General features: G+C 63.4%; 21 protein-coding genes. 11 read left to right on the top strand and 10 right to left on the bottom strand.

Annotated elements, in window-relative coordinates; translation table 11 throughout:
* The first annotated feature begins 55 nt into the window (after positions 1–55).
* From CH266_RS23520 to CH266_RS23510, 3 genes are all read left to right on the top strand, one after another.
* Positions 56–601, top strand: coding sequence for a hypothetical protein (locus tag CH266_RS23520; RefSeq protein WP_032374791.1), 546 nt, complete (start codon positions 56–58; stop codon positions 599–601).
* 133 nt (positions 602–734) lie between these two features.
* Positions 735–2,354 carry an ABC-F family ATP-binding cassette domain-containing protein gene (locus CH266_RS23515; RefSeq protein WP_094716261.1) on the top strand — a complete coding sequence of 540 codons (1,620 nt, stop codon included), beginning with the start codon at positions 735–737 and terminating at the stop codon, positions 2,352–2,354.
* A 64-nt stretch (positions 2,355–2,418) separates the two neighbouring features.
* Positions 2,419–3,204, top strand: a complete 786-nt coding sequence (locus tag CH266_RS23510) for an alpha/beta fold hydrolase (protein ID WP_094716367.1) — start codon at positions 2,419–2,421, stop codon at positions 3,202–3,204.
* 288 nt (positions 3,205–3,492) lie between these two features.
* Here the strand turns inward: CH266_RS23510 and CH266_RS23505 are convergent, their stop codons facing one another.
* Complete coding sequence (locus CH266_RS23505; RefSeq protein WP_371828188.1) at positions 3,493–5,208, bottom strand: AMP-binding protein; 1,716 nt, start codon at positions 5,206–5,208, stop codon at positions 3,493–3,495.
* A gap of 77 nt (positions 5,209–5,285) precedes the next feature.
* Between CH266_RS23505 and CH266_RS23500 the strand changes: the two genes are divergently transcribed.
* Entirely contained in the window at positions 5,286–5,759 is a 474-nt protein-coding gene (locus CH266_RS23500; RefSeq protein ID WP_217901023.1) for a DUF3995 domain-containing protein, read from the top strand.
* On the opposite strand, the gene CH266_RS23495 is transcribed toward CH266_RS23500, so the two are convergent.
* Genes CH266_RS23495 through CH266_RS23475 form a run of 5 tightly spaced genes read right to left on the bottom strand, consistent with a single transcriptional unit; the run spans position 5,756 to position 11,061 of the window.
* On the bottom strand, positions 5,756–6,862 hold the full coding sequence (locus CH266_RS23495; protein WP_027495338.1) for an ABC transporter ATP-binding protein: 1,107 nt from the start codon (positions 6,860–6,862) through the stop codon (positions 5,756–5,758). The two genes, CH266_RS23500 and CH266_RS23495, sit on opposite strands and share 4 nt — an antisense overlap.
* An 11-nt stretch (positions 6,863–6,873) precedes the next feature.
* The gene (locus CH266_RS23490) at positions 6,874–7,740 is read right to left on the bottom strand and encodes a carbohydrate ABC transporter permease (protein WP_027495337.1); all 867 of its coding nucleotides are present in this window, start codon (positions 7,738–7,740) and stop codon (positions 6,874–6,876) included.
* Positions 7,740–8,690, bottom strand: coding sequence for a carbohydrate ABC transporter permease (locus CH266_RS23485; RefSeq protein WP_032367121.1), 951 nt, complete (start codon positions 8,688–8,690; stop codon positions 7,740–7,742). The genes CH266_RS23490 and CH266_RS23485 overlap by 1 nt, the downstream gene beginning before the upstream one ends.
* Positions 8,687–10,039, bottom strand: a complete 1,353-nt coding sequence (locus tag CH266_RS23480; protein ID WP_441344194.1) for an ABC transporter substrate-binding protein — start codon at positions 10,037–10,039, stop codon at positions 8,687–8,689. The genes CH266_RS23485 and CH266_RS23480 overlap by 4 nt, the downstream gene beginning before the upstream one ends.
* Positions 10,036–11,061: a sugar-binding transcriptional regulator gene (locus CH266_RS23475; RefSeq protein ID WP_032383309.1), complete on the bottom strand. Its 1,026-nt coding sequence runs from the start codon at positions 11,059–11,061 to the stop codon at positions 10,036–10,038. The genes CH266_RS23480 and CH266_RS23475 overlap by 4 nt, the downstream gene beginning before the upstream one ends.
* 116 nt (positions 11,062–11,177) lie before the next feature.
* Between CH266_RS23475 and CH266_RS23470 the strand changes: the two genes are divergently transcribed.
* Together CH266_RS23470 and CH266_RS23465 are read left to right on the top strand one after the other, a co-directional pair.
* Positions 11,178–12,212 carry an NAD(P)-dependent alcohol dehydrogenase gene (locus CH266_RS23470; protein WP_027495334.1) on the top strand — a complete coding sequence of 345 codons (1,035 nt, stop codon included), beginning with the start codon at positions 11,178–11,180 and terminating at the stop codon, positions 12,210–12,212.
* Positions 12,209–13,684 (top strand): mannitol dehydrogenase family protein, encoded by a 1,476-nt coding sequence (locus CH266_RS23465; protein ID WP_094716260.1) that lies wholly within the window; start codon positions 12,209–12,211, stop codon positions 13,682–13,684. The genes CH266_RS23470 and CH266_RS23465 overlap by 4 nt, the downstream gene beginning before the upstream one ends.
* Here the strand turns inward: CH266_RS23465 and CH266_RS23460 are convergent.
* The 3 genes from CH266_RS23460 to CH266_RS23450 all read right to left on the bottom strand — a co-directional run bounded on the left by CH266_RS23460 (position 13,668) and on the right by CH266_RS23450 (position 16,925).
* Complete coding sequence (locus CH266_RS23460) at positions 13,668–14,333, bottom strand: potassium channel family protein (RefSeq protein WP_094716259.1); 666 nt, start codon at positions 14,331–14,333, stop codon at positions 13,668–13,670. The two genes, CH266_RS23465 and CH266_RS23460, sit on opposite strands and share 17 nt — an antisense overlap.
* Complete coding sequence (locus CH266_RS23455; protein WP_094622546.1) at positions 14,326–15,639, bottom strand: TrkH family potassium uptake protein; 1,314 nt, start codon at positions 15,637–15,639, stop codon at positions 14,326–14,328. Before CH266_RS23455 ends, CH266_RS23460 begins: the two co-directional genes overlap by 8 nt.
* A 206-nt stretch (positions 15,640–15,845) precedes the next feature.
* On the bottom strand, positions 15,846–16,925 hold the full coding sequence (locus CH266_RS23450; RefSeq protein WP_027495330.1) for an ABC transporter ATP-binding protein: 1,080 nt from the start codon (positions 16,923–16,925) through the stop codon (positions 15,846–15,848).
* A 148-nt stretch (positions 16,926–17,073) separates the two neighbouring features.
* Here CH266_RS23450 and CH266_RS23445 point away from each other — a divergent pair, with 148 nt between their 5' ends.
* On the top strand, positions 17,074–17,898 hold the full coding sequence (locus CH266_RS23445) for an NAD-dependent epimerase/dehydratase family protein (RefSeq protein ID WP_027495329.1): 825 nt from the start codon (positions 17,074–17,076) through the stop codon (positions 17,896–17,898).
* An 81-nt stretch (positions 17,899–17,979) separates the two neighbouring features.
* Here CH266_RS23445 and CH266_RS23440 read toward each other — a convergent pair whose 3' ends face one another.
* Entirely contained in the window at positions 17,980–19,149 is a 1,170-nt protein-coding gene (locus CH266_RS23440) for a hypothetical protein (protein ID WP_230592909.1), read from the bottom strand.
* A 53-nt stretch (positions 19,150–19,202) separates the two neighbouring features.
* Between CH266_RS23440 and CH266_RS23435 the strand changes: the two genes are divergently transcribed.
* The 4 genes from CH266_RS23435 to CH266_RS23420 all read left to right on the top strand — a co-directional run bounded on the left by CH266_RS23435 (position 19,203) and on the right by CH266_RS23420 (position 23,591).
* The gene (locus CH266_RS23435) at positions 19,203–20,219 is read left to right on the top strand and encodes a hypothetical protein (protein ID WP_027495327.1); all 1,017 of its coding nucleotides are present in this window, start codon (positions 19,203–19,205) and stop codon (positions 20,217–20,219) included.
* 185 nt (positions 20,220–20,404) lie between these two features.
* Complete coding sequence (locus tag CH266_RS23430) at positions 20,405–21,355, top strand: carbohydrate ABC transporter permease (protein ID WP_048317892.1); 951 nt, start codon at positions 20,405–20,407, stop codon at positions 21,353–21,355.
* A gap of 5 nt (positions 21,356–21,360) precedes the next feature.
* A complete protein-coding gene (locus tag CH266_RS23425) occupies positions 21,361–22,242 on the top strand; it encodes a carbohydrate ABC transporter permease (RefSeq protein ID WP_027495325.1) in 882 nt (293 codons plus the stop codon).
* Between the two features lie 26 nt (positions 22,243–22,268).
* Positions 22,269–23,591 (top strand): ABC transporter substrate-binding protein, encoded by a 1,323-nt coding sequence (locus tag CH266_RS23420; RefSeq protein ID WP_027495324.1) that lies wholly within the window; start codon positions 22,269–22,271, stop codon positions 23,589–23,591.

Genomic DNA, 23,591 nt, shown 5'->3' with positions numbered 1-23,591 from the left:
CCCGAGATGGGGTGTAATCATGTAATCAGTATTACGAACCTACAGAGGAGTCACCATGAAACCCAATGGACGCTCGTTCGGTCGCCCCGGCGGCTGGCAGCACGCAGATGTTCCCGACGCCACCGATGCCGGCGACTGGTTCGGCGGCAGATTGCCCGACAGCTGGTTCGAGGGCACCGCGTCGGTCGAGGTGGATCGCGAAGAGATCGTTGTAGTCGGGACGTTGGCCACCGAGGAGGGCAGTTCACCTGCCGCCACCGAAGGCCGCATCGCCCGATTCCGAGAAGGCACCCGGGCCGAGCGCATGCAGATTGCCGACGAGGCCGAGAAGCGCTACGGACGCAAGGTCGCCTGGGGCGTTCGGACCGATTCCGAGGTAGTCCTGTTCACCCATCTGGCCGTCCCGGTCATGACCCGCCTGCGTCAGCCCGAACGACGCGTCCTCGACACCCTCGTCGATGCCGGAGTCGCGCGGTCTCGTGCAGACGCTCTGTCGTGGGCCGTGAAGTTGGTCGGCGAGCACACGCAGGACTGGTTGGACGAACTGCGCGGAGCCATGTCGACAGTGGACGAACTACGCAAGAAGGGGCCCTCGGTCTAAATCGCTTGCGGATTGCCCACGTTCGGCATTAGCGTGGAGATCGCCTTGTTGCCCACAGATTCGGAGAGGCCATTGCTCTTCCAAAGGTTCTAGACGCCTGCAGTTCGACCGCACGCATACCTTTGGAGCATCCATGCCTCATTCATCTTCCCTCTCTGTCTCCGATCTGACGTTCTCCTGGCCCGACGGCGACCCCGTGTTCGACGCGTTGTCGGCCATCTTCCCCAGCGGCACAACAGGTCTCGTCGGATCGAACGGTGCCGGAAAGTCGACCCTTCTGAGATTGCTCGCCGGAGAACTGACGCCGCAGCGCGGTTCGATCTCGATGCGCGGCGTCCTGGGTTATCTCCGTCAGGACATCGCACTCGACCCCGAGCTCCCGGTGGATCGCGTGCTGGCCATCGATTCGGTCCGAAAGGCATTGCATCGCATCGAATCCGGTACATCTTCCGAGGACGATTTCGCCATCGTCGGATCCTCCTGGGACGTCGAGGAGCGCGCGCTGGCGTTGCTGAACAAGCTCGGTCTGGGCGGCATCGTCGGCACCCTCGACGACCTGGATCGACCGGTCGGCACGCTGTCCGGTGGCGAAGCGATGCTGCTGGCTCTCACCGCGCAGTTGCTCGCCGAACCAGACGTACTGCTGTTGGACGAGCCGACGAACAACTTGGATCGCGTTGCACGAGAACGACTGTATGCGGCCGTGGACGGATACTCGGGGGTGCTCGTCGTCTGCAGCCACGACCTCGAACTGCTCGATCGTGTCGATACCATCGCCGAGGTCCGCGCCGAACGCAGCGGCACCTCCCGAGTACGCCTGTTCGGTGGAAACTACACGCACTACCGATCCGTGATCGACTCCGAACAGGAAGCCGCTCGGGCGAGCATCCGAGACGCCAAGAACGACGTGCGCAAGCAGGAACGCGAATTGGTCGACACACAAATCAAACTGGATCGCAGGTTGCGCTACGGCAAGAAGATGGCAGAGCAGAAGCGCGTACCGCCGGTCCTTGCGGGCCGACGCAAGCGGGCCGCACAGGAATCGGCCGGCAAACTACGCGGTACCCACAGCGATCGCGTCGACGATGCCCGGACGTCCCTGTCTGCCGCCGAGGATCTCCTGCGCGACGACCGCGAGATACGCGTCGACCTGCCCGCAACGAAAGTTCATCCGGGACAGGTAGTTCTGACTCATGACGACGTTCACATCGTCGGTCCCGAACGCATCGCGCTCGTCGGGCCGAACGGAAGCGGCAAGACCACCCTGCTGCGCAGTCTCGACGCCGCCGAGACCGAAGTGCCGTGGAAATACCTTCCGCAACGCCTCGACATCTTCGACGAACCACGCACCGTTGCCGAGAACATCGCCGACGTGGCCCCGCACGCCACCGCCGAACAGATCCGTGGGCAACTGGCGCGATTCCTCTTCCGCGGATCCGACGCCGATGCCGTCGTCGCCACCCTCTCCGGAGGCGAACGACTGCGAGCCGCACTGGCACGAATCCTGCTGGCCGAGCCTGCACCGAAACTGCTGATGCTCGACGAGCCCACCAACAACCTCGACATCACCAGCCGCCAACACCTCATCGACGCACTGAACACATTCGAGGGTGCACTGATCATCGCCAGCCACGATCGCCCGTTCCTCGACGCGATCGCCCCTACCCGCACCATCGACCTGACGCCGATCGCCCAGCCCACCGAGTCGGCCGAGTCGGCCGAGGAAACACCCACCCGGGAGGAGTCAATGTGACGTTCGGTGGCCTTTTCGGGGGTCAATGTCACGTTGAGTGGACTTCCAGGGTCAGAATCGGGAGGTGGAATACGCCTCGAATACAGATGATGGGACGCAGATCGCGTACACGGTGGTGGGGTCCGGGCCGCCGTTGTTGATGGTGCACGGCAGTTTCCTGACGCACACGATTTGGCGGACGTTCGGATATGTGAAGGCGTTGCGCGGGACTCGGCAGCTCATACTGGTCGACAGTCGCGGTCATGGCCGCAGCGAGAAGCCCCATACTCCCGACGCCTATGCCATGGCCAATATCGTCGGAGATCTGACGTCGGTTCTCGACGCGGTCGGCGCTCCGACCGTCGACTATCTCGGCTATTCGTTCGGTGCGCGGGCCGGTCTCGCGTTGACGGCGGCGAGGCCCGAACGCGTGCGTTCACTCGCGGTGGGCGGCGGTAGTCACGGCGCTCAGGCGGGAGCGTTCGACAGGCTCTTCTTCCCGGGCTGCGCGGACGTGTTGGAGCGCAGCGGCATGGACGGGTTCCTCGAGGCATGGAACGCGCACCGCATGTTCCCGATCGACCCGGGAACACGAGCGGTGTTCTCCGCCAACGATGCTCGGGCCATGGCTGCGTACATCCGCGCATGTGACGCCGATCCCGGCCTACCCGACGACGTCCTGCAGCACTTCACCCCACCGTCGCTGTTTTACGTCGGCAGCGAGGATCGAACCCGGCTCGACGACACCCGTGCCGCTGCCGCCCTGGTGCCCGACTCCGAACTGCACATCGTTCGCGGATTCGACCATGCGACGACGATGGCCGCATCGGACGAGGTGCTCGAATTCCTCGAGCGGTTCTGGAGCAACTGATCTGAGCGCCCACAATTCGCGTCGAGAATCGGGATCCCGCCGCGAGCAGCGAAAAGTGGGCGCTCACGTCACCCACGACAACCGCCCCTGCCAGCCCCACCCACAACTGATCTGAACGCCCACAATTCGCGTCGAGAATCGGGATCCCGTCTCGAGCAGCCAATAGTGGGCGCTCACGTCACCTAGAACAACCGACCCTGCCAGCCCCACCCACAACTGAGCTCAGCGTCCACAATTCCCGTCCAGAATCGGGATCCCGTCTCGAGCAGCCAATAGTGGGCGCTCACGTCACCTCTTCAGCGCGGGGAACTGGTCGTCACGCCACTCGCTGTCCAGTGGTCCGACGGCTGCGTCCTCACGGGCGCGCAACTCCACGCGGCGGATCTTGCCCGAGATGGTTTTGGGTAGCTCGAAGAACTCGATACGCCGAACTCGCAGGAACGGGGCCAAGTGCTCGCGGGCGTACTTCAAGATCTCGAATGCCGTGTCTTCGTTGGGTTCCCAGCCAGCTGCGAGCGCAACGTACGCCTTGGGGACGGCCAACCGCGTCTCGTCGGGAGCCGGAACGACGGCCGCCTCGGCCACCGCGGGGTGTTCGATCAGCACGCTTTCGAGCTCGAACGGGGAGATCTTGTAGTCCGAGGCCTTGAATACGTCGTCGGTGCGGCCGACGTAGGTGATGTAGCCCTCGGAATCCCGCGATGCGACGTCGCCGGTGTGGTAGTAACCGTCGGCCATGACGGCAGCGTTGCGTTCGGGGTCGCCGAGATAGCCGGTCATCAAGTTGAACGGCTGCTGCGCCAGGTCGAGGCAGATTTCGCCCTCGTCGGCCAGTTCGCCGGTGGTGGGGTCGACGATCACCACGGGGACGCCGGGCAGAGGCCGGCCCATCGATCCGGACTTCAGCACCGCACCCGGCGTATTGGCAACCAGCGCAGTAGTTTCGGTCTGGCCGAAGCCGTCCCTGATGTTCAGGCCCCAGTCCTGCTGCACCCGCGAGATCACCTCTGGGTTGAGCGGCTCACCGGCACCGATTGCCTCACGCAGTGAACCACCTCCGCCGGCGAGGTCTGCCTGAATCAGCATGCGCCACACGGTCGGTGGCGCACAGAACGTCGTCACCTCGGCCCGGCGGATCTGCTCGAGCAATGCCTTCGCGTCGAACTTGCCGTAGTTGTAGATGAAGATGGTCGCCTCGGCGATCCACGGTGCGAAGAAGCAGCTCCACGCATGCTTGGCCCAGCCCGGCGAGCTGATGTTCAGGTGCACGTCGCCCGGGCGTAGTCCGAGGAAGTACATCGTGCTCAGATGCCCAGCGGGATAGGAGATCTGAGTGTGCTCTACGAGTTTCGGCTTGCTGGTGGTACCGGAGGTGAAGTACATCAGCAGGCGGTCGGTGGGTGCGGTGACGGACTCGAACGGCCTGGCCTCGACGGAGCGGGCATCCGAATAGTCGACCCAACCATCGTGGGCGGTAGTGGCAATTCGCAGATAGTCTCCGGGCACGTCGTCGAATTTGCCGGTGTCCGAGGGGTTCACGATCACGGCGCGAGCATTGCCGCGCACTACTCGGTCGGTCAGGTCGGCGGGCCCGATGGCCGTGGTCGTCGGCATTAGGACCGCTCCGAGTTTCATCACCGCGAGCATCGACTCCCAGAGTTCCACCTGGTTGCCCAGCATCAGGATCACCGAGTCGCCGCGGCCGATTCCCTGCAGTTCGAGCCAACGAGCCACCTGATCGGAGCGACGCGCCATGTCGGCGAAACTGTATTTGGCCTCGCTGCCGTCCTCTTCGACGATCCACAGCGCGATGCCGTCGTTGCCACGGGCAATCGCGTCGAACCAGTCGATGGCCCAGTTGAACGTCTCGCCGAACAACGGCCATTCGAAAGTCGCTACCGCACGGTCGTAGGCGCCGTAGGTGTCGAGCAAGAGATCGCGTGCGTTTCTGAATGCCGTATATGCCGAGTCGACCATGTTTCCTCCTGCGCCTGTGATGCCCATCACCGCCACGGTAGGGGAGATGAACAATTCCTCGCTACCCCTGAACGGGGGTGGCAACTCGGCTAGCCTCGATCACCGTGGCCTTCCGATTCTTTGCGATCGCGTGCGTACTGGGGATCGTTCACGCCGCGTTCTCCGGCTATTGGGCTGCAGGTGGTCGATGGATGCTCGACACCGTCGGTGCCTTCGCCACGGAGTGGGCCGACTCCGAACCGGCAACGGCACGAACGGCACTGCTGGTGCTTGCCCTCGTCAAACTCGCCGCAGCAATTCTTCCGGCCCTCGCCTATCTGAACCGGCCGCGCCTGGCAGCACAGAACCGGACGAGGGTGCCGTCGTTGATCTTCGGCATATCCTGGCCCGGCTCGGTACTGCTGATTCTCTGGGGCGGTGCGTCGTTCATCGGAGCGGTGATCGGATTGGTCGTCTCGGACGAGAACCGATCGGTCAAGTATGGTCACCTGTTCTTCGACGGCATCTTCCTGCTCTGGGGCGCAGTGCTTCTGACGGCACTGATCCTGTCGAGAAAAGCCCCGTACCAACCGCGTTAGATGCGCTCCCCCGTCTCAGGGTGGAAGAGGTGGATCGCACCGTCGAGTCGCGTCAGCCCGATGCTCTCGCCGATCTTGGCCGGAGCTCGGACGGCCGAGCGGGCGACGAGTGAGACCGGCCCGCCGTCGAGCCCCTTGACCTTCGGGTCGTCCAGGTGCGCGTACAGGTAGGACTCGCTGCCGAGTTCCTCGATCAGATCGACCTTGCCCTCGAAGCCTTCGCCGCCGCCCTGCACGATGCCGAGCTGCTCCGGGCGTAGCCCGACGGTGACGTTGTCGAGGCCGAGGCTCGCGAGCTTGGTCAGCTCGTCGCGTTCGAGCGGAAGCAGGAACGAGCCGATCTGAACGCCACCCGAGCCGATGGGAACCGTCATCAGGTTCATTGCAGGCGAACCGATGAAGCCGGCGACGAATGCGTTGACGGGGTTGTCGTACAGATCTGTGGGAGAGGCGAACTGCTGCAGTTTGCCACCGCGCAACACGGCAACGCGATCACCCATCGTCATGGCCTCGACCTGGTCGTGCGTGACGTAGACCGTCGTGGTGCCGAGTCGCCGCTGCAACGCCGCGATCTGCGTTCGCGTCTGGACTCGCAGTTTCGCGTCGAGGTTGGACAGGGGCTCGTCCATGCAGAACACCTGCGGCTCACGAACGATGGCACGCCCCATGGCAACTCGCTGACGCTGACCACCCGAGAGCTTGCCGGGCTTGCGATCGAGGTACTCGGTGAGGTCGAGGATCTTCGCGGCCTCGGCCACCTTCTTCGTGCGCTCCTCGAGGGACACACCACGCATCTTCAGGGCGAAACCCATGTTCTCCCCGACGGTCTTGTTGGGGTACAGGGCGTAGTTCTGGAACACCATCGCGATGTCGCGGTCCTTCGACGGCACACCCACCATGTTCTTGCCACCGATCTCGATGGCACCACCGTCGATCTCCTCGAGACCGGCGAGCATCCGCAGAGCAGTGGACTTGCCGGAGCCGGAAGGCCCGACCAGCACGACGAATTCGCCGTCCTGGATGTCGAGGTCGAGTGAATCGACGGCGAGCTTGTCGGCACCTTCGTAGACGCAGGATGCCTTCTTGTACGTGATTGCAGCCATGAGACTTTCTCCTACTTGATTGCGCCGAAGGACAGGCCGCGCACGAGCTTGTTCTGCGCGAACCATCCGGCAAGGACGACGGGAAGCGCTGCGAACGTCGCAGCTGCGGAAAGCTGGGCCCAGTACAGGCCCTGACCGGTGATGAATCCGACGAGGTACACCGGAATCGTCTGGGCCTGAACGGCAGTGAGGTTGACCGCGAAGAAGAACTCGTTCCACGAGAAGATCACGCAGATCAATGACGTGGCCGCGATGCCGGGCGAGACCAGCGGCAGGATCACCTCGCGTACCGAGGTCCACAGTGACGCGCCGTCCATACTCGCGGCTTCGAGCAGCTCGCTCGGCACTTCGAGGAAGAACGATCGCATCATCCACACGGCGATCGGAAGATTCATCGCGGTGTACAGCACGACCAAAGTCCAGATGTTGTCGAGCATTCCGATGTCACCGACGATGACGTACAGCGGGACGATCGCGGCGACGACGGGCAGCATCTTGGTGGAGATGAAGAAGAACAGCACGTCCTTCGTCTTCTTGACCGGACGCAATGACAGGGCAAAGGCAGCCGGAACACCCAGCAGCAGAACGAAGATCGTCGAGACGACGGTCGCGAACGCCGAGTTCAGCAACGTCGTGCCGATGCCGCTCTCCAGGACCCCTCGATATTGATCGAGAGTAGGTGTGAAGAACAGCTTGGGCGGGTCGGAGTAAGCGTCGGCCTCCTGCTTGAAACCGGTGAGGACCATCCACAGCACCGGGAAGAAGAACGCGATGCCTGCGACCCAGGCGACGAAGGACCAGATGGAACCCGGGCCCCATTTGCTCTTGCGCTTGATCGGCGCGGAAGTAGTTGTCTTGTCCACAGTTGCGGTACTCATCACGCAGCCTCCTCGGTTCCGCTGAAGCTCTTGAAGATCAGTCTCAGCGCCAGGGTGCTGACGATGATGGTGGCCACGACGGTGACGACGCCCATGGCCGCGGCCTGGCCGATGTCGAAGCCGAGGAACGCTCGCTGGTAGATGTAGAACGGCAGGTTCGCGCTCGCCACACCCGGTCCGCCGGAGGTCATCATGTAGACCGCGTCGAAGGTGTTGACCAGATAGATGGCCCCGAGCACCGCACCGAGCTCGATGAATCGGCGCAGATGCGGGAGGGTCAGCTCACGGAAGAGCTTGACCGGCCCTGCCCCGTCGACCCGTGCCGCCTCGGCGATGTCCTTCGGCATCGACTGCAGGCCGGCCAGGATCAGCAGCATCATGAACGGGGTCCACTGCCAGATCAGGTTCGCCATGACGGCGGGCAATGGGTAGCGCGAGACCCAGTCGATCTGATCGACACCGAACGGGCTCAGCGCGAAGTTGATCAGGCCGAAGACGGGATCGAACATCGTGGTCTTCCAGATCAACGCGCCGGCGACCGGGGTGATGAGGAACGGGGTGATCAGTAGGGTGCGAATCAGGCTGCGGCCGATGAACTTCCGGTCCAACAGCAGGGCCAGGAACAACCCGAGAACCACCGAGATGATGACGGTTCCGACGATCATGATCACCGTGTTGAGGGCGACCTCACGGAACTGGCTGTCCTGGAAGACCGCGACGTAGTTGTTGAGCCAGTTGAACTTCTGCGAACCCGGTCGAACCAGGTTCCACGACTGCGTCGAGTAGTACAGCGTGAACAGGAACGGAACCTGGGTGACGAGAATGGCGAACACCATGGCCGGCAGCAGCGGGCCGCGGCGACGCCACCCTTCGGCCTTGGAGATCGTCCTCGGTCTCGGTACGAACTCCTCGGAATCGGCCTGCGCCGATCGTGTTGCGGTGGTGGTCATCCCTGGTCCTCCTGGTACGTCTTACCGACCACTTCGGCGTATTGCTGCGCTTGTTCGAGCGCGTCGTGGACGCTGATTCGTCCTGCTACTGCGGCGCTGATTTGTTGACTGACACGGGTTCCGAGGTCCTGGAACTCGGGGATCGTCAGGAACTGCACTCCGGTGTACGGAACCGGATCCACAGTGGGATTGTTCGGATCCGCGCCGTTGATCGAATCGAGGGTGACCTGACCGTACGCAGCGGACGCCTCCTCGTATTCGGGAATCTGGTAGGTCGACAGACGGCTGCCGGGAGGCACTCGCTCCCAACCCAATTCGTTGCCGACCTTGTTCAGGTATTCCTTGCTGGTCATCCACGAGACGAACTTCCATGCGTCGTCGGGATTCTCCGACGTCTTCGGGATTCCGAGGGCCCAGGAGTACAGCCACCCGTTGTCGCCCTTGGCGGCCGACGGTGCCTTGGCGTATCCGATCTTGCCGACGACGTTCGAAGACGTCGGGTCTTCGAGTACCGACACTGCAGATGTGGCGTCGTACCACATTGCCGTATTTCCCTGCGACAGTTGCGTTCCGCATTCGCTGAAACCGCTCGTCGCTGCGCCTGCCTGACCGTGCTCACGGACCAGGTCGACGTAGAACTGAACGGCCTGTTCCACCTCTGGGCTGTTGAGCTGTGCGTTCCAGTTCTCGTCGAACCACCGACCACCGAATGCGTTGATGACGGTATCCAACGGGGCGAGTACTTCACCCCAACCGGGCTTGCCGCGCAGGCAGATTCCCGAGACATCAGGACTGTCGAGCTTCGCGGCGGCGTCGGCGACTTCCTGCCAGGTGGGCTCTTCCGGCATGGTGATGCCGGCAGCCTCCATCAGGTCCTTCCGGTACATCAGGAAGGAGGATTCGCCGTAGAACGGCACCGAGTACATGCTCCCCTCGTACGACAGCGACTCCTTCAGGGTGGGAATGAAGTCGTCCTCGTCGTAGCCCGGTGTTGCGTCGGCATACTCGGACAGGTTGGTCAGCCAGCCGTTCTCGGCCCACTGCGGGGTCTCGAAGTTGCTGATCATCACCACGTCGAACTCGCCGCCGCCGGTGGCGACCGAGGCGGTGATCTTGGCCCGCGCCTCGTTCTCCGACAGCGACACGAACTTCAGATTGATGCCGGGATTCTCCGCCTCGAACTCCGGAGCGAGCGAAATGGCGTCGGACATCTGTGAATTGGAGACGATCGCGACGGTGATCGTCTTGCCGTCACCGTCACCACCGAACGAGCCGGCTCCGGCGCAACCGGACAGCACCAAGGTTGTCGCAAGCGATGCCGCGACAGCCACTTTCGGTAAAACCCTCACTGAAATACCTTTCCATTGGAGGTCGCCGTTGCAGGAGCTTGCGCAACGAGCCAGCGTGCACTTTCGATGTCGGTCACCAGGATCGAGGCCAGTCCGCCGCGCAGAGCACCGAGGAGCGCCTCGTGTTTACGTTGCCCACCGGTGACGAGCACAGCCCGATCACACGCCCTGATGGCGTCGAGCCCCACCGACACGGTTCGGCCGGGGAGTGATCCTCCGGTATCGATGCCGTCGGCGTCGTAGAACCGTCCGCCGATCTCGCCGACTGCACCGAGGCGGCGCAATTCTTCGAGCACGTCGAGGTCGATGAAGCTGCCCTCGAACAAGGTGGTGGACGTGGAAACGGGACCGATGCCGTACATCATCACATCGGCATCGGTCCCGGCTTTGAGGGCGCGCGAGATCACGGAATCCTGCTCCAACGCAACGACTGTCGCCTGATCGGCGTACAGCGGCGCGTTGAGCCTGATGGGTGTCGCCTGCAGGTACGCAGCGCACCGTCCGAGTGTGTACTCGACACCGGTCTGATAGTCGGCCGAGGTGATCGAGCCGTCGAGTTGTACCACCGCAGCACATTTGGTGGATCGGGTCTTCAGCGAGCTCGCCACCGCCACCGTTTCGGGGCCCCAGGTGAACCCCAGGACGTCGCGATCCTTGAGTCGACGCGAGAGCAAAGTCGCTGCCGCTCGGCCGAGGGATCCGTAGCCGGTGTCCGTGCCGTCGATTACGTCCGAGACGACCAACACCTCGGTGAGTCCGAACTTCGCTTCGAGCTCACGCTCGACGTCCGCGTGCACGGTGCCCTGCAGATCGTCGGGGACGTTGATCTCGATCGTCACGAGCCCCTGGGAACGAGCCCGCGCGACCAACCGTCCTGCAGTCGGGCGCGAGACGCCCAGCTTCACGGCGATCTCGGCCTGCGTCGCACCTTCGAGGTGGTACATGGTGGCGGCGCGCAGAGCCAGCCGGAGATCTTCTCCCGACCGCACGGACTTCGCCCCGCCGGGCTCCGATCCGTCCATGACGCCCCCCTGACCAGTGAGCAAATGCTCAGCTCGTGTTCATCTGCTCACTAAGCTAACATTAAGGTGTGATCTACACAACACCCCCTCGCATCCAGCGGCCCGTGCCACAGTCCATGCAGGCCAGCGTGCTCACCGGCGTGCACGAGATACGAATGGAAGACCGGCCGGTGCCGACCCCAGCCCACGACGAGGTACTGGTCCAGGTCACCGCCGTCGGCGTGTGCGGGTCCGATGCGCATTACTACCGGGAGGGACGCATCGGCGAGTACGTGGTCGACGGCCCGCTGGTCCTCGGTCACGAGGCGGCCGGTGTGATCGTCGCGGTCGGCTCCGATGTGTCCGACGCCCGCGTCGGGCAGCGGGTGTCCATCGAACCGCAGCGTCCCGATCCCACCAGCGCCCAGTCGCGCGCCGGCCGCTACAACCTGTGCCCGGCCATGGAATTCTTCGCCACGCCGCCGATCGACGGCGCGCTGGCAGAGTACGTACTGATCCAGTCGGTGTTCGCCCACGACGTCCCCGACTCGATCTCCGACGAGGCCGCAGCACTGTTCGAGCCGCTGTCGGTCGGTATCGCGTCGGCGCAGAAGGCCGGAATCACCGCCGGATCCAGCGTGCTCATCGCCGGTGCAGGCCCGGTCGGCATCGTCACCGCCCAGGTGGCCCGTGCTTTCGGTGCCACCGAGGTGATCGTCAGTGACATCGACGCACCGCGACGTGACAATGCCGCGAAGCTCGGTGCGACGCGTGTGCTCGATCCAGCAGTGGACGACGTACGCGCGCTGGAAGTGGACGCGTTCATCGACGCATCGGGTGCCGCTCGGGCCGTCGTCGACGGCATTCATGCTGTGCGGCCGGCGGGTACCGTCGTACTGGTGGGCATGGGCGGTTCGGACTACCCGCTCCCCATCTCACTGATTCAGAACCGAGAACTGGTTCTCACCGGCGTCTTTCGGTACGCCAACACGTGGCCGATCGCGCGCGAGCTCGTGCTGGCCGGTCGCGTCGACCTCGATGCTATGGTCACCGCGCGTTTCGGCCTCGATCGCGTCGAGGATGCCTTGAATGCAGACAAGCAACCCGGCAGCATCAAAGCCGTTGTGATTCCCGGTCTTTCCCAGAGCCCATCGAAGGAGACGAACGTATGAAGTTGAACTCGCGCAATCTCGACGACTTCATCGAGGACGTGGCCGTTCCCACCTACGACCGTTCCGACGTCACCGTGGGCATCGTGCATTTCGGTGTCGGCGGCTTCCATCGAGCACATCAGGCGATGTACATCGACCGGTTGTTGCAACAGGGGCAAGGGTCCGAGTGGGGCATCTGTGGAGTGGGCGCACTTCCCGGAGACCGCCGGATGAAGGACGTGATGGAGGCGCAGAACTGCCTGTACACGTTGGCGCTCAAACATTCCGACGGCACGTGGGACACCCGCGTCGTCGGATCCATCGTCGAATATCTCTTCGCGCCCGACGACACAGAGGCCGTCATCGAGAAGATGGCCGCGGAGACCACGAGGATCGTCTCCCTCACGATCACCGAGGGGGGCTACAACTTCTCCGCGACGACGGGTGAGTTCGACGTCGAGAACCCCGCCATCGTCGCCGATCTCGTGGACGGGGCCGTTCCGGCAACCACATTCGGGCTCGTCGTGGAGGCATTGTCACGGCGCAAGGAACGCGGACTGAAGCCGTTCACGATCATGTCGTGCGACAACATCGAAGGCAACGGCCACATCGCACAATCGACTTTCACCACCTTCGCCCGCCTGAAGGATCCAGCTCTCGCAGAGTGGATCGCCGCAGAAGGGGCGTTCCCCAACTCGATGGTCGACCGCATCACTCCGGTCACGACACCGGAAGTGATCGAGGAACTCTCGGCCCGCTACGCCATCGACGATCAGTGGCCCGTAGCCGGTGAGCCGTTCACACAGTGGGTGCTCGAGGACAACTTCACGCTGGGACGCCCCCCTCTCGAGGACGTCGGAGTTCAGGTCGTCGACGACGTCACGCCGTACGAGCTGATGAAGCTACGGCTGCTCAACGCCAGCCATCAGGCGCTCGCGTATTTCGGCTACCTCAGCGGATTTCGACTGGTGCACGAAGTCTGTCAGGACCCGCAGTTCGCCGCGTTCCTGCTCGCGTACATGGACGAGGAAGCAACGCCCACGTTGCAACCCGTTCCCGGCATCGACCTCGCCGAATACCAGCGCACGCTCATCGAACGGTTCTCCAACCCGGAAATCCGCGACACCGTCGCCCGCCTGTGCGCCGAGTCCTCGGATCGAATTCCCAAGTGGCTCTTGCCCGTCATCCGCAAGAATCTGGAGAGCGGCGGTGAGATCACTCGCTCCACCGCAGTCGTTGCCAGTTGGGCACGCTACGCCGAGGCAGTCGACGAGGCCGGTGAGCCCATCGACATCGTCGATCAACTGAGGGATTCACTCGTTCCGATCGCGCAGAGTCAGCGAGAGAATCCGACGGCCTTCATCGCCAATCGCGCAGTGTTCGGCGATCTGATCGACAACGAACGTTTCGTCACCGAGTACACGACACAGTTGGCGTCACTTCAGAAGAACGGTGCGCGCGCGACCCTGGAGGCGCTCATGTCGACTCGCTGAATTTTTCGGTGTCTCGAACCTGGCCGGAGACGATGACGGTATCGCCTGCGCCGATCACCGTGTCCGCCGTGGCGTAGGTGAACCCTTCACCCGGACGCTTGACTGCAACGACGGTGACACGGTGCTTGGTGCGAATTCCGCTCTCGCCCAAAGTTTTTCCTAGCAGCGAGGCCGGGGGCGACGTCTTCGCCATGGCAAAGCCGTCGTCGAACTCGATGTAGTCCATCATCCGACCACGTACCAGGTGAGCTACTCGCTTGCCCATGTCGTGCTCGGGCCTGACGACGTGGTGGACGCCGATCTGGCTGAGAATCTTGGCGTGCGCGTTGCTCAGAGCCTTGGCCCAGATGGTCGACATCGACAGATTCACCAGAGCCGATGCGGTGAGCAGGCTCGCTTCGAGATTGGAACCGATGCCCACGACGGCGCGGTCGTACTCGTGTACCGAAAGTTGTCGCAACGACTCCTCGTCGGTGGTATCGGCCACCACAGCATGCGTCAAACGGTCTGCCACGCGTTGCACTACGGCCTCGTCGCTGTCGACGCCGAGCACCTCGACTCCCTGGCTCATCAGTTCCAGCGCCAGCGACTTACCGAAGCGGCCGAGACCGAGAACGACGACGACGTCGGAGGACGGTTTCCTAGCCAATGAACGGCCTTTCCGTGGGAAGCGTGTAGCGCCGACCGCGGTCGCGGGCGGCGAGAGCACTGACCAGAGTGATGGAACCGATGCGGCCCAGATACATCAGGACGATCAGAATCATCTGGCCCCAGCCCGGCAACTGCGCGGTGATTCCGGTGGACAGGCCCACCGTCGCGAATGCCGAGACGACCTCGAAGAGAAGCACGTCGAGGTCGAAGTTCGTGCCGGCCAACAGCGCTACCACCGGCAGCATGATGAGGGCCACCCCGATCAACGCGACGGTCAATGCCTGACGTTGCACCCGAGGATCTATTCGACGGTCGAACACCGTCACCTCGCGGTCACCGCGGATTTCGGCCACGATGACGAACAGCAGCAAGGCAAAAGTGGTGACCTTGATGCCGCCTGCCGTACCGCCGCTGCCACCACCGATGAACATCAGGACATCGGTGATCAAGAGGGTCGCGTTGTCCACATCCGCGTAATCGACACTGTTGAAGCCTGCGGTGCGGGGCATGACGCCCTGGAACGTCGCGACGAGCATCTTATCCCAGAACCCGAATCCGCCCAGGGTTCTCGACCACTCGAAAAGCAACACCACCGTCGGACCGAGAACCAACAGAACGGCGGTGACGGACAACGTCATCCGGGTGTGCAAGGTCCAGCGCTTGCGAGAACGAACGCCGCGAGCACGTGATCGGATACGACGGGCGATCTCGAACAGAACCGGAAACCCGATGCCGCCCAGCACGACCGCGATCAACAACGGCACACAGATCCACGGGTCGGTGGCAAACCCGATCATGTTGTCGCTGAAGAGCGCGAATCCGGCGTTGTTGAACGCCGAGACGGAATGGAAGATCCCCAGCCAGAGCGCACGCCCGAGGGGCTCGTCGTATCCGAAGAAGAAGCGCGCCGCCAGACAGAGCGCGACAACACCCTCGATGATCAGACTGGTACGGAACACACCCACGACGACGCTACGAACGTCGCCCAGCCCGGATGTGCGTACCTCGGCTGCCGCATTCAACCTGCCCCGAAGACCGATCCGATCCGCCAGGAGCAGACCGACCAAGGACGCGATCGTCATGATCCCGAACCCGCCGATCTGAATCAGGCCGAGAATGACGCCCTGGCCAAGACCCGACCAGTACACCGGGGTGTCCACCACGATCAGACCCGTCAGGCTCACCGCCGAGGTGGACGTGAACAGCGCCTGCAGAATCCCGGTGTCGTTTCCAGGCACGGTGGCCGCCGGAACCATCAGGATGCCCGCACCGAGGAGTATGGCCACCGCGAAACCCGTTGCCATCACTCTGACCGGCGTCGGCCTGAAGAGCGCGAACCGTCGTGATGCCTGGTGAGCGTCTGTCACCCGGCAGACAGTACCGGTGGGACGAGCCGCTTCGCGGCACGTGCGCGGAACTTCGTAGCAGGGGTCGAGTTTCCGCGCACCTGGGTCATTCCGCAGGCTCCACTCCCGCGCACATGCGCGTCAGCGCTCCACCGCCTACGGCATCAGTCGACCAAGCGCTCCCCGGTCACAGTGGAGAACAGGTGGGTGCGCTCGGCGGCGTAGGAGAGCGTGATCGTCGATCCGCGTTCCGGTGGGATGCGGCCGTCGGCGCGGACGACGATGGGCTGACGTGTGCCGTTGATATCGGCCTGGCCGTAGACGTAGGCGTCGGCTCCGAGTTCTTCGACGACGTCGATGGTCACTTCTAGGCCTGCCCCGGTGGTGATCTGCAGGTCCTCGGGCCGCACACCGAGCGTCACTGTGTTCTCGCCGATTCCGGCGATGGCGGAGCGGGGAACCGGAACCACTTCACCGCCGAAGCGGACGCCGCCGTCGACGAGCGGCAGCTCGAGCAGATTCATTGCAGGCGATCCGATGAAGCCGGCGACGAACACGTTGTTCGGGTGTTCGTACATGCGCCTCGGCGAGTCACACTGCTGCAGCACACCGTCTTTGAGGACGGCCACGCGATCGCCCATCGTCATGGCCTCGACCTGATCGTGGGTGACGTACACGGTCGTCGTGGCGAGCCTGCGTTGCAGTGCAGAGATCTGCGCGCGGGTCTGCACTCGAAGTTTGGCGTCGAGGTTGGACAGCGGCTCATCCATGAGGAACACCTGGGGTTTGCGAACGATGGCGCGGCCCATGGCGACTCGCTGACGCTGGCCGCCGGAGAGCGCTTTGGGTTTGCGGTCGAGGAATTTGGTGAGATCAAGGATCTTGGCAGCGTCCTCGACGCGGCGCTTGATCTCGGCCTTGTCCTCGCCGGCGATGCGAAGTCCGAATCCCATGTTCTCGCCGACCGTCATGTGCGGATACAGGGCGTAGTTCTGGAAGACCATCGCAATGTCGCGATCCTTGGGCTGATGGTCGGTGACGTCCTTGCCGCCGATGGTGATGGCTCCCCTGTCGACTTCTTCCAGACCGGCGAGCATGCGCAGCGACGTCGACTTTCCGCAGCCGGACGGGCCCACGAGGACGAGGAATTCACCGTCCTGGATGTCGAGATCGAGCTGGTCGACTGCAGCTTTGTCGCCGCCGGGAAACAATTTGGTGACGCCCTGAAATGCAACGGTGGCCATGATGGTGGTCCCTTCACCGGCAGGAACGTGCCGGACGATCCGAGTGAGATTCATGTATGTGAATGGATGCCAGAATGCTGACTTCGTTTAGAAGTATGTATTACTGTGATGCCCATTACAAGGTTTCCATCGAAGGAGTTCGAGAAGAATGACCGACACCGTTTCACGAGTGCTCATCACCGGGGCCGCAGGCAACATGGGGGCGATGCTCAGGCCTCTACTGGCGACTCCCGGCCGCACGCTGCGCCTGTTCGATATCACCGAGATCACCGACATCGATTCGGCCACAGAGGAATTCGTACAGGGTTCGGTCACCGATCGCGCTGCCGTGGCCGCCGCGGTGGACGGTGTCGATGCAATCCTGCACCTTGGGGGATTGAGTACCGAGGACTCGTGGGCCAACATTCTGTCGGTGAACGTCGACGGCACTCAGGCAGTCTTCGAAGCCGCTGTGGCGCAGGGGGTTTCTCGGATAGTGGTGGCGTCGAGCAATCACGCAGTCGGATTCTGGACGCACGACGAGGCAGGCGACTCGCCACTTCCGGGCGACGCCGTTCCGCGACCCGACGGATTCTACGGGTGGAGCAAGGCAGCGGTCGAAGCCCTCGGCCGGATGTACCACGACCGCTTCGGTATCGACGTCGTCAATCTGCGTATCGGTTCGAGCTTCGCCGCGCCGCCCAACTACCGCGGCCTGGCCACCTGGATGTCGCCCGCCGACACTGCGCGACTGATCGAGGCCTCACTGTCGGACAGCGCTAAAGGTTTTCACACCGTGTGGGGAATCTCGAAGAACTCGCGCGCATGGTGGTCGGGCAACGAGGGTGCGGAGATCGGATACCTGCCTCGCGACGACGCGGAACAGTTCGCCGAGCAATTCCTGGCCGAACACGAGTGGACGTTCAGCGATCCGATCCTGCAGCGAGTCGGCGGCGCGTTCTGTGATCACCCGCTCGGCCAACGGATGCGGTGATGCACCCTCTGCTCCACTCGACCACCCGGACTGCGGGATTCCGCGCCGAGGCCGGTCGAGTGGAGCACCCGTTGTCGACCCCTACGAATACGTTGTGACGATCGACCCCAGCGCATCGAGCTGGGGTCGATTGACGAGACCGAGGTGATAGAGGTGCAGCTCGTTCGCCCCCGCGTCGAGGGTCGCGGCCACATGCGCAGCGACCTCGTCCAGCTTCTTCGGCGGCAGTACCGATACGTAGGCACCGACGTCCACCCCGTCGCCGACGGCCGCGCGGGTTGCCTGCACCACCGACACCGTCTCGGCCGTTCCCGGCCAGGCCGACACGAGCACCGCATCGACATCGGCGGGCGCGGAGGCGGTCAACGCAGGCGAAGGCCCGGTCTTCCATGGATCCGGGTGACCGTGCAGCGTCACGCGTGCCGACGGCGCCTGTTCACGCACGGCGGCAAGCACTTCCGCGCGAAGGTGCTCGGCGTCGGCGTGCCGGACGGCGAGCACCGCGTCGATCTCGTCGGCGGCCAACACGTCCGTGATCGCCGCACCGGCAGGCAAGGTTCCGGCCGACAGGGCGTCGACACCGTCGCGCAGCTTGTGCGTCACCTTCCCCGAGTCGACGCCTCGTTCGCTCCAGGCGTCGAGCTCCCGCTGTGTGCAGCTGATCGACATCAGCGTGTCGCCGATGCCAGGGAACGCGCCGTCCGTCTTCTCGTGTGGTCCGACATGAGCGAAGCCCAGCTGCCCGCAGGCCTCGACGGACACCCCGTGTACTTCGACGCCGCGGATCGCTTCGGCCGCGAGCGTGGCGCTGTAACGCACGATGTCGGGATGCCCTGGTGCGAGGGCATAGCGATAGGCATCTCCGAAACAGTTGACGACGGTCGCCTCGGGATGGGCGTGGCCGAGAATTGTGCTGTGTGTCAGCACGATCCACGCGTTCACCAGGAATCCGGCCTCCCGCAGCACACCCGCTGCCTCGCCGAACGCGTCCTCGGCACCGCCCCAGGCGGCCGTCCGCGCAGTGATCGTGTGCCCGGCCCAAGCGTCGGGACGAACCGGTCGATACAGCGCTGCGTGGTGGGCGTCGACCACTTTGTGCTGCGGATGCAGCGGGGTTGCCGCTCTGGTGGAGTGGTACGTCGCGGCAAGCGAGATCTCGTGCACCCCGAGTGTGTTGGCGCGTTCGACGAAATGCGGATCGCCCAGGACGTCCCAGGGGTAGGCGTGCGCGACGATGCGGTCGACGGTCATGAAGATCATCCTTCGATGGCTGATTTGTTCGATAGAGAGAACTGAGTTCACACATGGGAACACAATTCGAGCCCAACTGTCCACGATTCACGCGACGAGCAGAGATCCGGCGAGCCCTGGGGGCATTCGACGATCCTTCGCGTCCGCACGTGACCCGCGGTCGGACCTGGACACGCGATGGCATCTCCGGCGTGGAGCTGAACTGGGATGACACGTCCGCATGGCTGCTGACGCCCCCGGACGCAAAGACTCCACTGCCCGCGATCCTGCTCATGCACGGTCACGACGGGATGAAGTTCTACGGCAAGGAGAAGGTGGCAGAGGGCCCTGACGGCATGGCACCCGACCTCGAGGAGTTGCGCAGGCGCGGATACGGCGGCAGCGCGCCCGCCGCCCGTCTGGTTGCAGCGGGTTTCGCAGTCCTGGTCCACGACGTGTTCCCGTGGGGCAGTCGCCGGGTGCCGTGGGAGGACCTCCCCGAGCGGGCTCGACGTGCCGGTGCCCAACTGGAAGGGCTGCCGAGATACGAGGCCGCCGCACGCGAGCACGAGCACGGACTCGCAAAAATGGCAGCGCTACGGGGCAGTTCATTGGCCGGGCAGGTGCTGAGCGAGGACCTGATCGCGCTGCAGGTAATGACGGAGTGCCCCGAGGTGGACGCACACCGCATCGCCACTGCCGGCTTCTCCGGTGGCGGAGTGCGCGTCGCACATCTACTGGCGTGCAGCGATCGCCTGCGGGCAGGAGTGATTACGGCATCGATGAGCACGTTCGCCGATATCGCGAACGGTCACGCGGACGACACCACCTGGTTGATGATCACCCCGGGCCTGCCTGCGGTGTGCGACTGGCCGGAGATCGCCGGGGCAGCAGCCCCGACCCCATTGTTGGTCCAATTCGCTGAGCTGGACTCCCATTTCGGCATCCCCGGCATGCGCGACGCCGAGGCATCATTGCGCCGCGACTACGGAGAATCGGAAACACTGTTCACACAATGGTTTTCGGAACCGCATCGATTCACCACGACCATGCAGGACGCGGCGGCCGGCTGGTTGAGCCTGCACGTGTGACCGGGAATGCTTGACAGCGCTTGTGACTGCCGTCATAGTTGGTCCAGAAATTCACATAGAAGACGCTCGTTCAGATATGTGAACAGACAAAACTTGCACGACCCGGCTCACTCAGGGTCGGAAGACATCCCGCCAGACCCGCTCGCCGGCTTTCCATCCGGCCCCGAACGCTTCGGAGCGTCCCCATGGTCACCACCACACCACCCCGGTCGGGAGGTACCCGCGCGTCCAGCGCGGCCATCCCTCCCGTTCGACCGAAACGCAAGCGCCGCATCTCGGCCCCGTACATCCTGATCGCGCCCGTCGTCATCCTGCTGGCAGTGTTCATCTTCTACCCGGTCGGCAGCGTCTTCTACTACAGCCTGCAGTTCTACAACCCGACGACGCCTTGGGACAACGGCTTTGCGGGCCTGGAGAACTTCAAGCTGATGTTCGCCGACGACCTGTTCTGGAACAGCCTCGTCGTCACCGCCAAGTGGGTGGGCGTGCAGGTCGTGTTCCAGCTGATCCTCGGCCTCGGACTGGCCCTGCTGGTCAACGAGGTGTTCCGCGGACGCGGCCTGGCCCGTGCCCTGGTGTTCTCTCCCTGGGCCGTCTCCGGGGTGCTCACCACCGGCATCTGGCTGCTCATCTACAACCCGTCGACGGGATTGTTCAAACTGCTGGGCAACATGGGCATCGGCGACGGTACCGCCGCGCCGATCGCCGATCCGGACACCGCGTTCTGGGCCACCAGCGTTGCCGAGCTCTGGCGCGGAGTTCCGTTCTTCGCCATTCTCATCCTGGCCGAACTGCAGAGTGCGCCCAAGGATCTGTACGAGGCCGCGAACGTGGACGGCGCGAACCGCTGGCAACGCTTCCGGTTCGTGACGCTGCCACACCTCAAAGCCGTGATTATTCTGTCCACCCTGCTGCGCGGGGTCTGGGAGTTCAACAACGTCGATCTTCTCTACACCCTCACTGCGGGCGGACCGGCCGACGTGACAACCACGTTGCCGCTCTACGTCTCTCAGCTCGCAACCACCGCGCAGGACTTCGGGTACGGATCGGCTCTGACCACCGTGGCCTTCGTGATCCTGCTCTTCTGCTCGATCCTCTACTTGCGCCTCAGCAAATTCAACAGCGATAAGGCCTGACGCACATGACCACTACCGCAGACCGTCCCGTCGTGACCACTCCGCCGCAGGACCACTCCGAGAAGGTGCGCGTGCATCGCGCAAAGCCCCGCGTGTTCAGCGTCGGCCTTCCGTTGGCCGTCTACCTGCTCTTCACCCTCGTCCCGTTCTACTGGATGATCGTCTTCGCGTTCCGGCCTGCCGGGTCCAATTCGATGCTCCCCTGGCCTATCACGCTCGACCATTTCGACACCGTCTGGAACACCCTCGGCTTCAGCTTCTTCTTCAAGAACAGCCTCATCGTGGCCGGCCTGTCTCTCGTGCTCACCACCTTCGTCGCGCTGGCGACCGGCTATGCGTTGGCACGCTTCAAATTCCGCGCCAAGATTCCCCTCGTGATGGCTCTGCTGTGCAGCCAGTTCGTCCCCGGCGCGATGCTGCTCATTCCGCTGTTCCAGGTTTTCCGCGAAATGGGCCTGGTGAACAACCTCTTCGGTCTCATCGTCGCCGATACCGTCTTCCAACTACCACTTGCAGCAATGCTGATGGCAGGCTTCATCTCTCAGATCCCCGTCGAACTCGAAGAGGCCGCGATGGTCGATGGCTGCTCGCGTCTGAAAGCCTTCCGAATCATCATGCTCCCGCTTCTGCGGCCCGGGTTGATCGCCGTCGGTTCCTTCGCATTCATCGGCAGCTGGAACAACTTCCTGTTCGGTCTGATGTTCATCAGTAGCCAGGACAAGTTCACTCTCCCAGTCGGTTTGAGCTACACGATCGGCTCCTACAACGTCGACTTCGGCGTCCTCGCGGCCGGCGGTCTGATCGCCGCAGTGCCCGTGGTCGCGGTCTTCGCCGTCATCCAGAAGTACCTCGTCCAAGGCCTCAGCGCCGGTGCGGTGAAGGGCTGATCATGACGTACGGAAAGAGAATCGACATGAATCGACGCACCCTGCTGCGCACCACCCTCGTCGGTGCGGTGGCCACGCTCGTGCTGGCATCCTGCAGTTCCGAGACCTCCCTGCCCGACGGTGCCCTCGGCGATCCGAACAGCGGAACCCTCACGTTCTGGGACAACAACGCCGGGCCTGATCGAACCCCGTTGTACGAGGAACTGATTCGACGCTTCGAGAACATCAACCCAGGCATCGACATCGAATACGTCGGTCTACCGTCCGACAGTGCCCAGCAGAAGTATCAGACAGCCCTCGCCGGTGGGTCGGCTCCCGATCTGGGCATCGTATCCACCGCGTACCTCGCACCGCTCGTTGCCCAGAGTGCCGTGATTCCGCTCGACGACTTCATGGCAGCCTCTCCGCAGAAGGACCAGTACGACCCGAAGATCATCGAGTCGGCGATGGAGTCCGGAGGCGGCGAGAACCTGTACGGTCTGCCGTTCACCAGTAACAACGCCACGCTGTGGTACCGAGCCGACTGGTTCGCGGAGGCCGGCATCGAGCCACCGGATACCTGGGACGAATTCTACGAAGCCGCAGACGAACTGACCGACAAGTCCGCGGGTCGTTACGGGTTCACCATCCGAGGCGGTGCCGGCTCGATCTACCCGTTGTTGCAGCACATGTTCGCCACCACCGGCATCGACAACTTCTTCGACGGTAGCGAATCCACCGTCAACCGGCCCGAGATGGTGGACGCCATCGAACGTTTTGCGGCCCTCTACGACGTCGACACACCTACCGCCGACGTCAACAACGGTTTTCCACAGATGGTCGCCAGCTTCGGCGGTGGTTCGGTTGCGATGATGCAGCACAACCTCGGATCACTGAGCAACCACCGCAAGGCACTCGGCGACAAAGTCGGTGCCGTTGCGCTTCCACTCGCGGACAACGGCGTCCGCACGGTGATGACCGATCCGTTCCCCTCCTACACAGTGTTCAAGAGTAGCCAGCACCAGGCAGCGGCCTGGAAGTTCCTCGAGTTCATGACCTCGCCGGATTCGCAGGCCTATTGGAACGAGAACGTCGGCCAAATCCCGGTCAATGCCACCGCCAGATCCGCACCGTCCTTCCAGACGATGCCATCGGTCCAGGCGGCCCAGTCCGCCCTCGACGATCCGAAGACCGTGCTGGTCACCCCGCCGGACTATCTACCCGATTTCGGAAAGATCGTGCAGGTTCAGATGCTCGGGCAGTGGCAGAAGGTGCTCATCGGACAGCTCAGCGCCCAGGATTTCGCCGACGACTTCGCCGAGAAGCTCAACCGTTCCAAGGCCAAATACGATGCCCGACAGGGTAAATAG

The sequence above is a fragment of the Rhodococcus sp. 06-1474-1B genome, from assembly GCF_002258885.1.
GTDB lineage: Bacteria > Actinomycetota > Actinomycetes > Mycobacteriales > Mycobacteriaceae > Rhodococcoides > Rhodococcoides fascians.
This window is presented reverse-complemented; position numbering and strand designations above follow the sequence as displayed.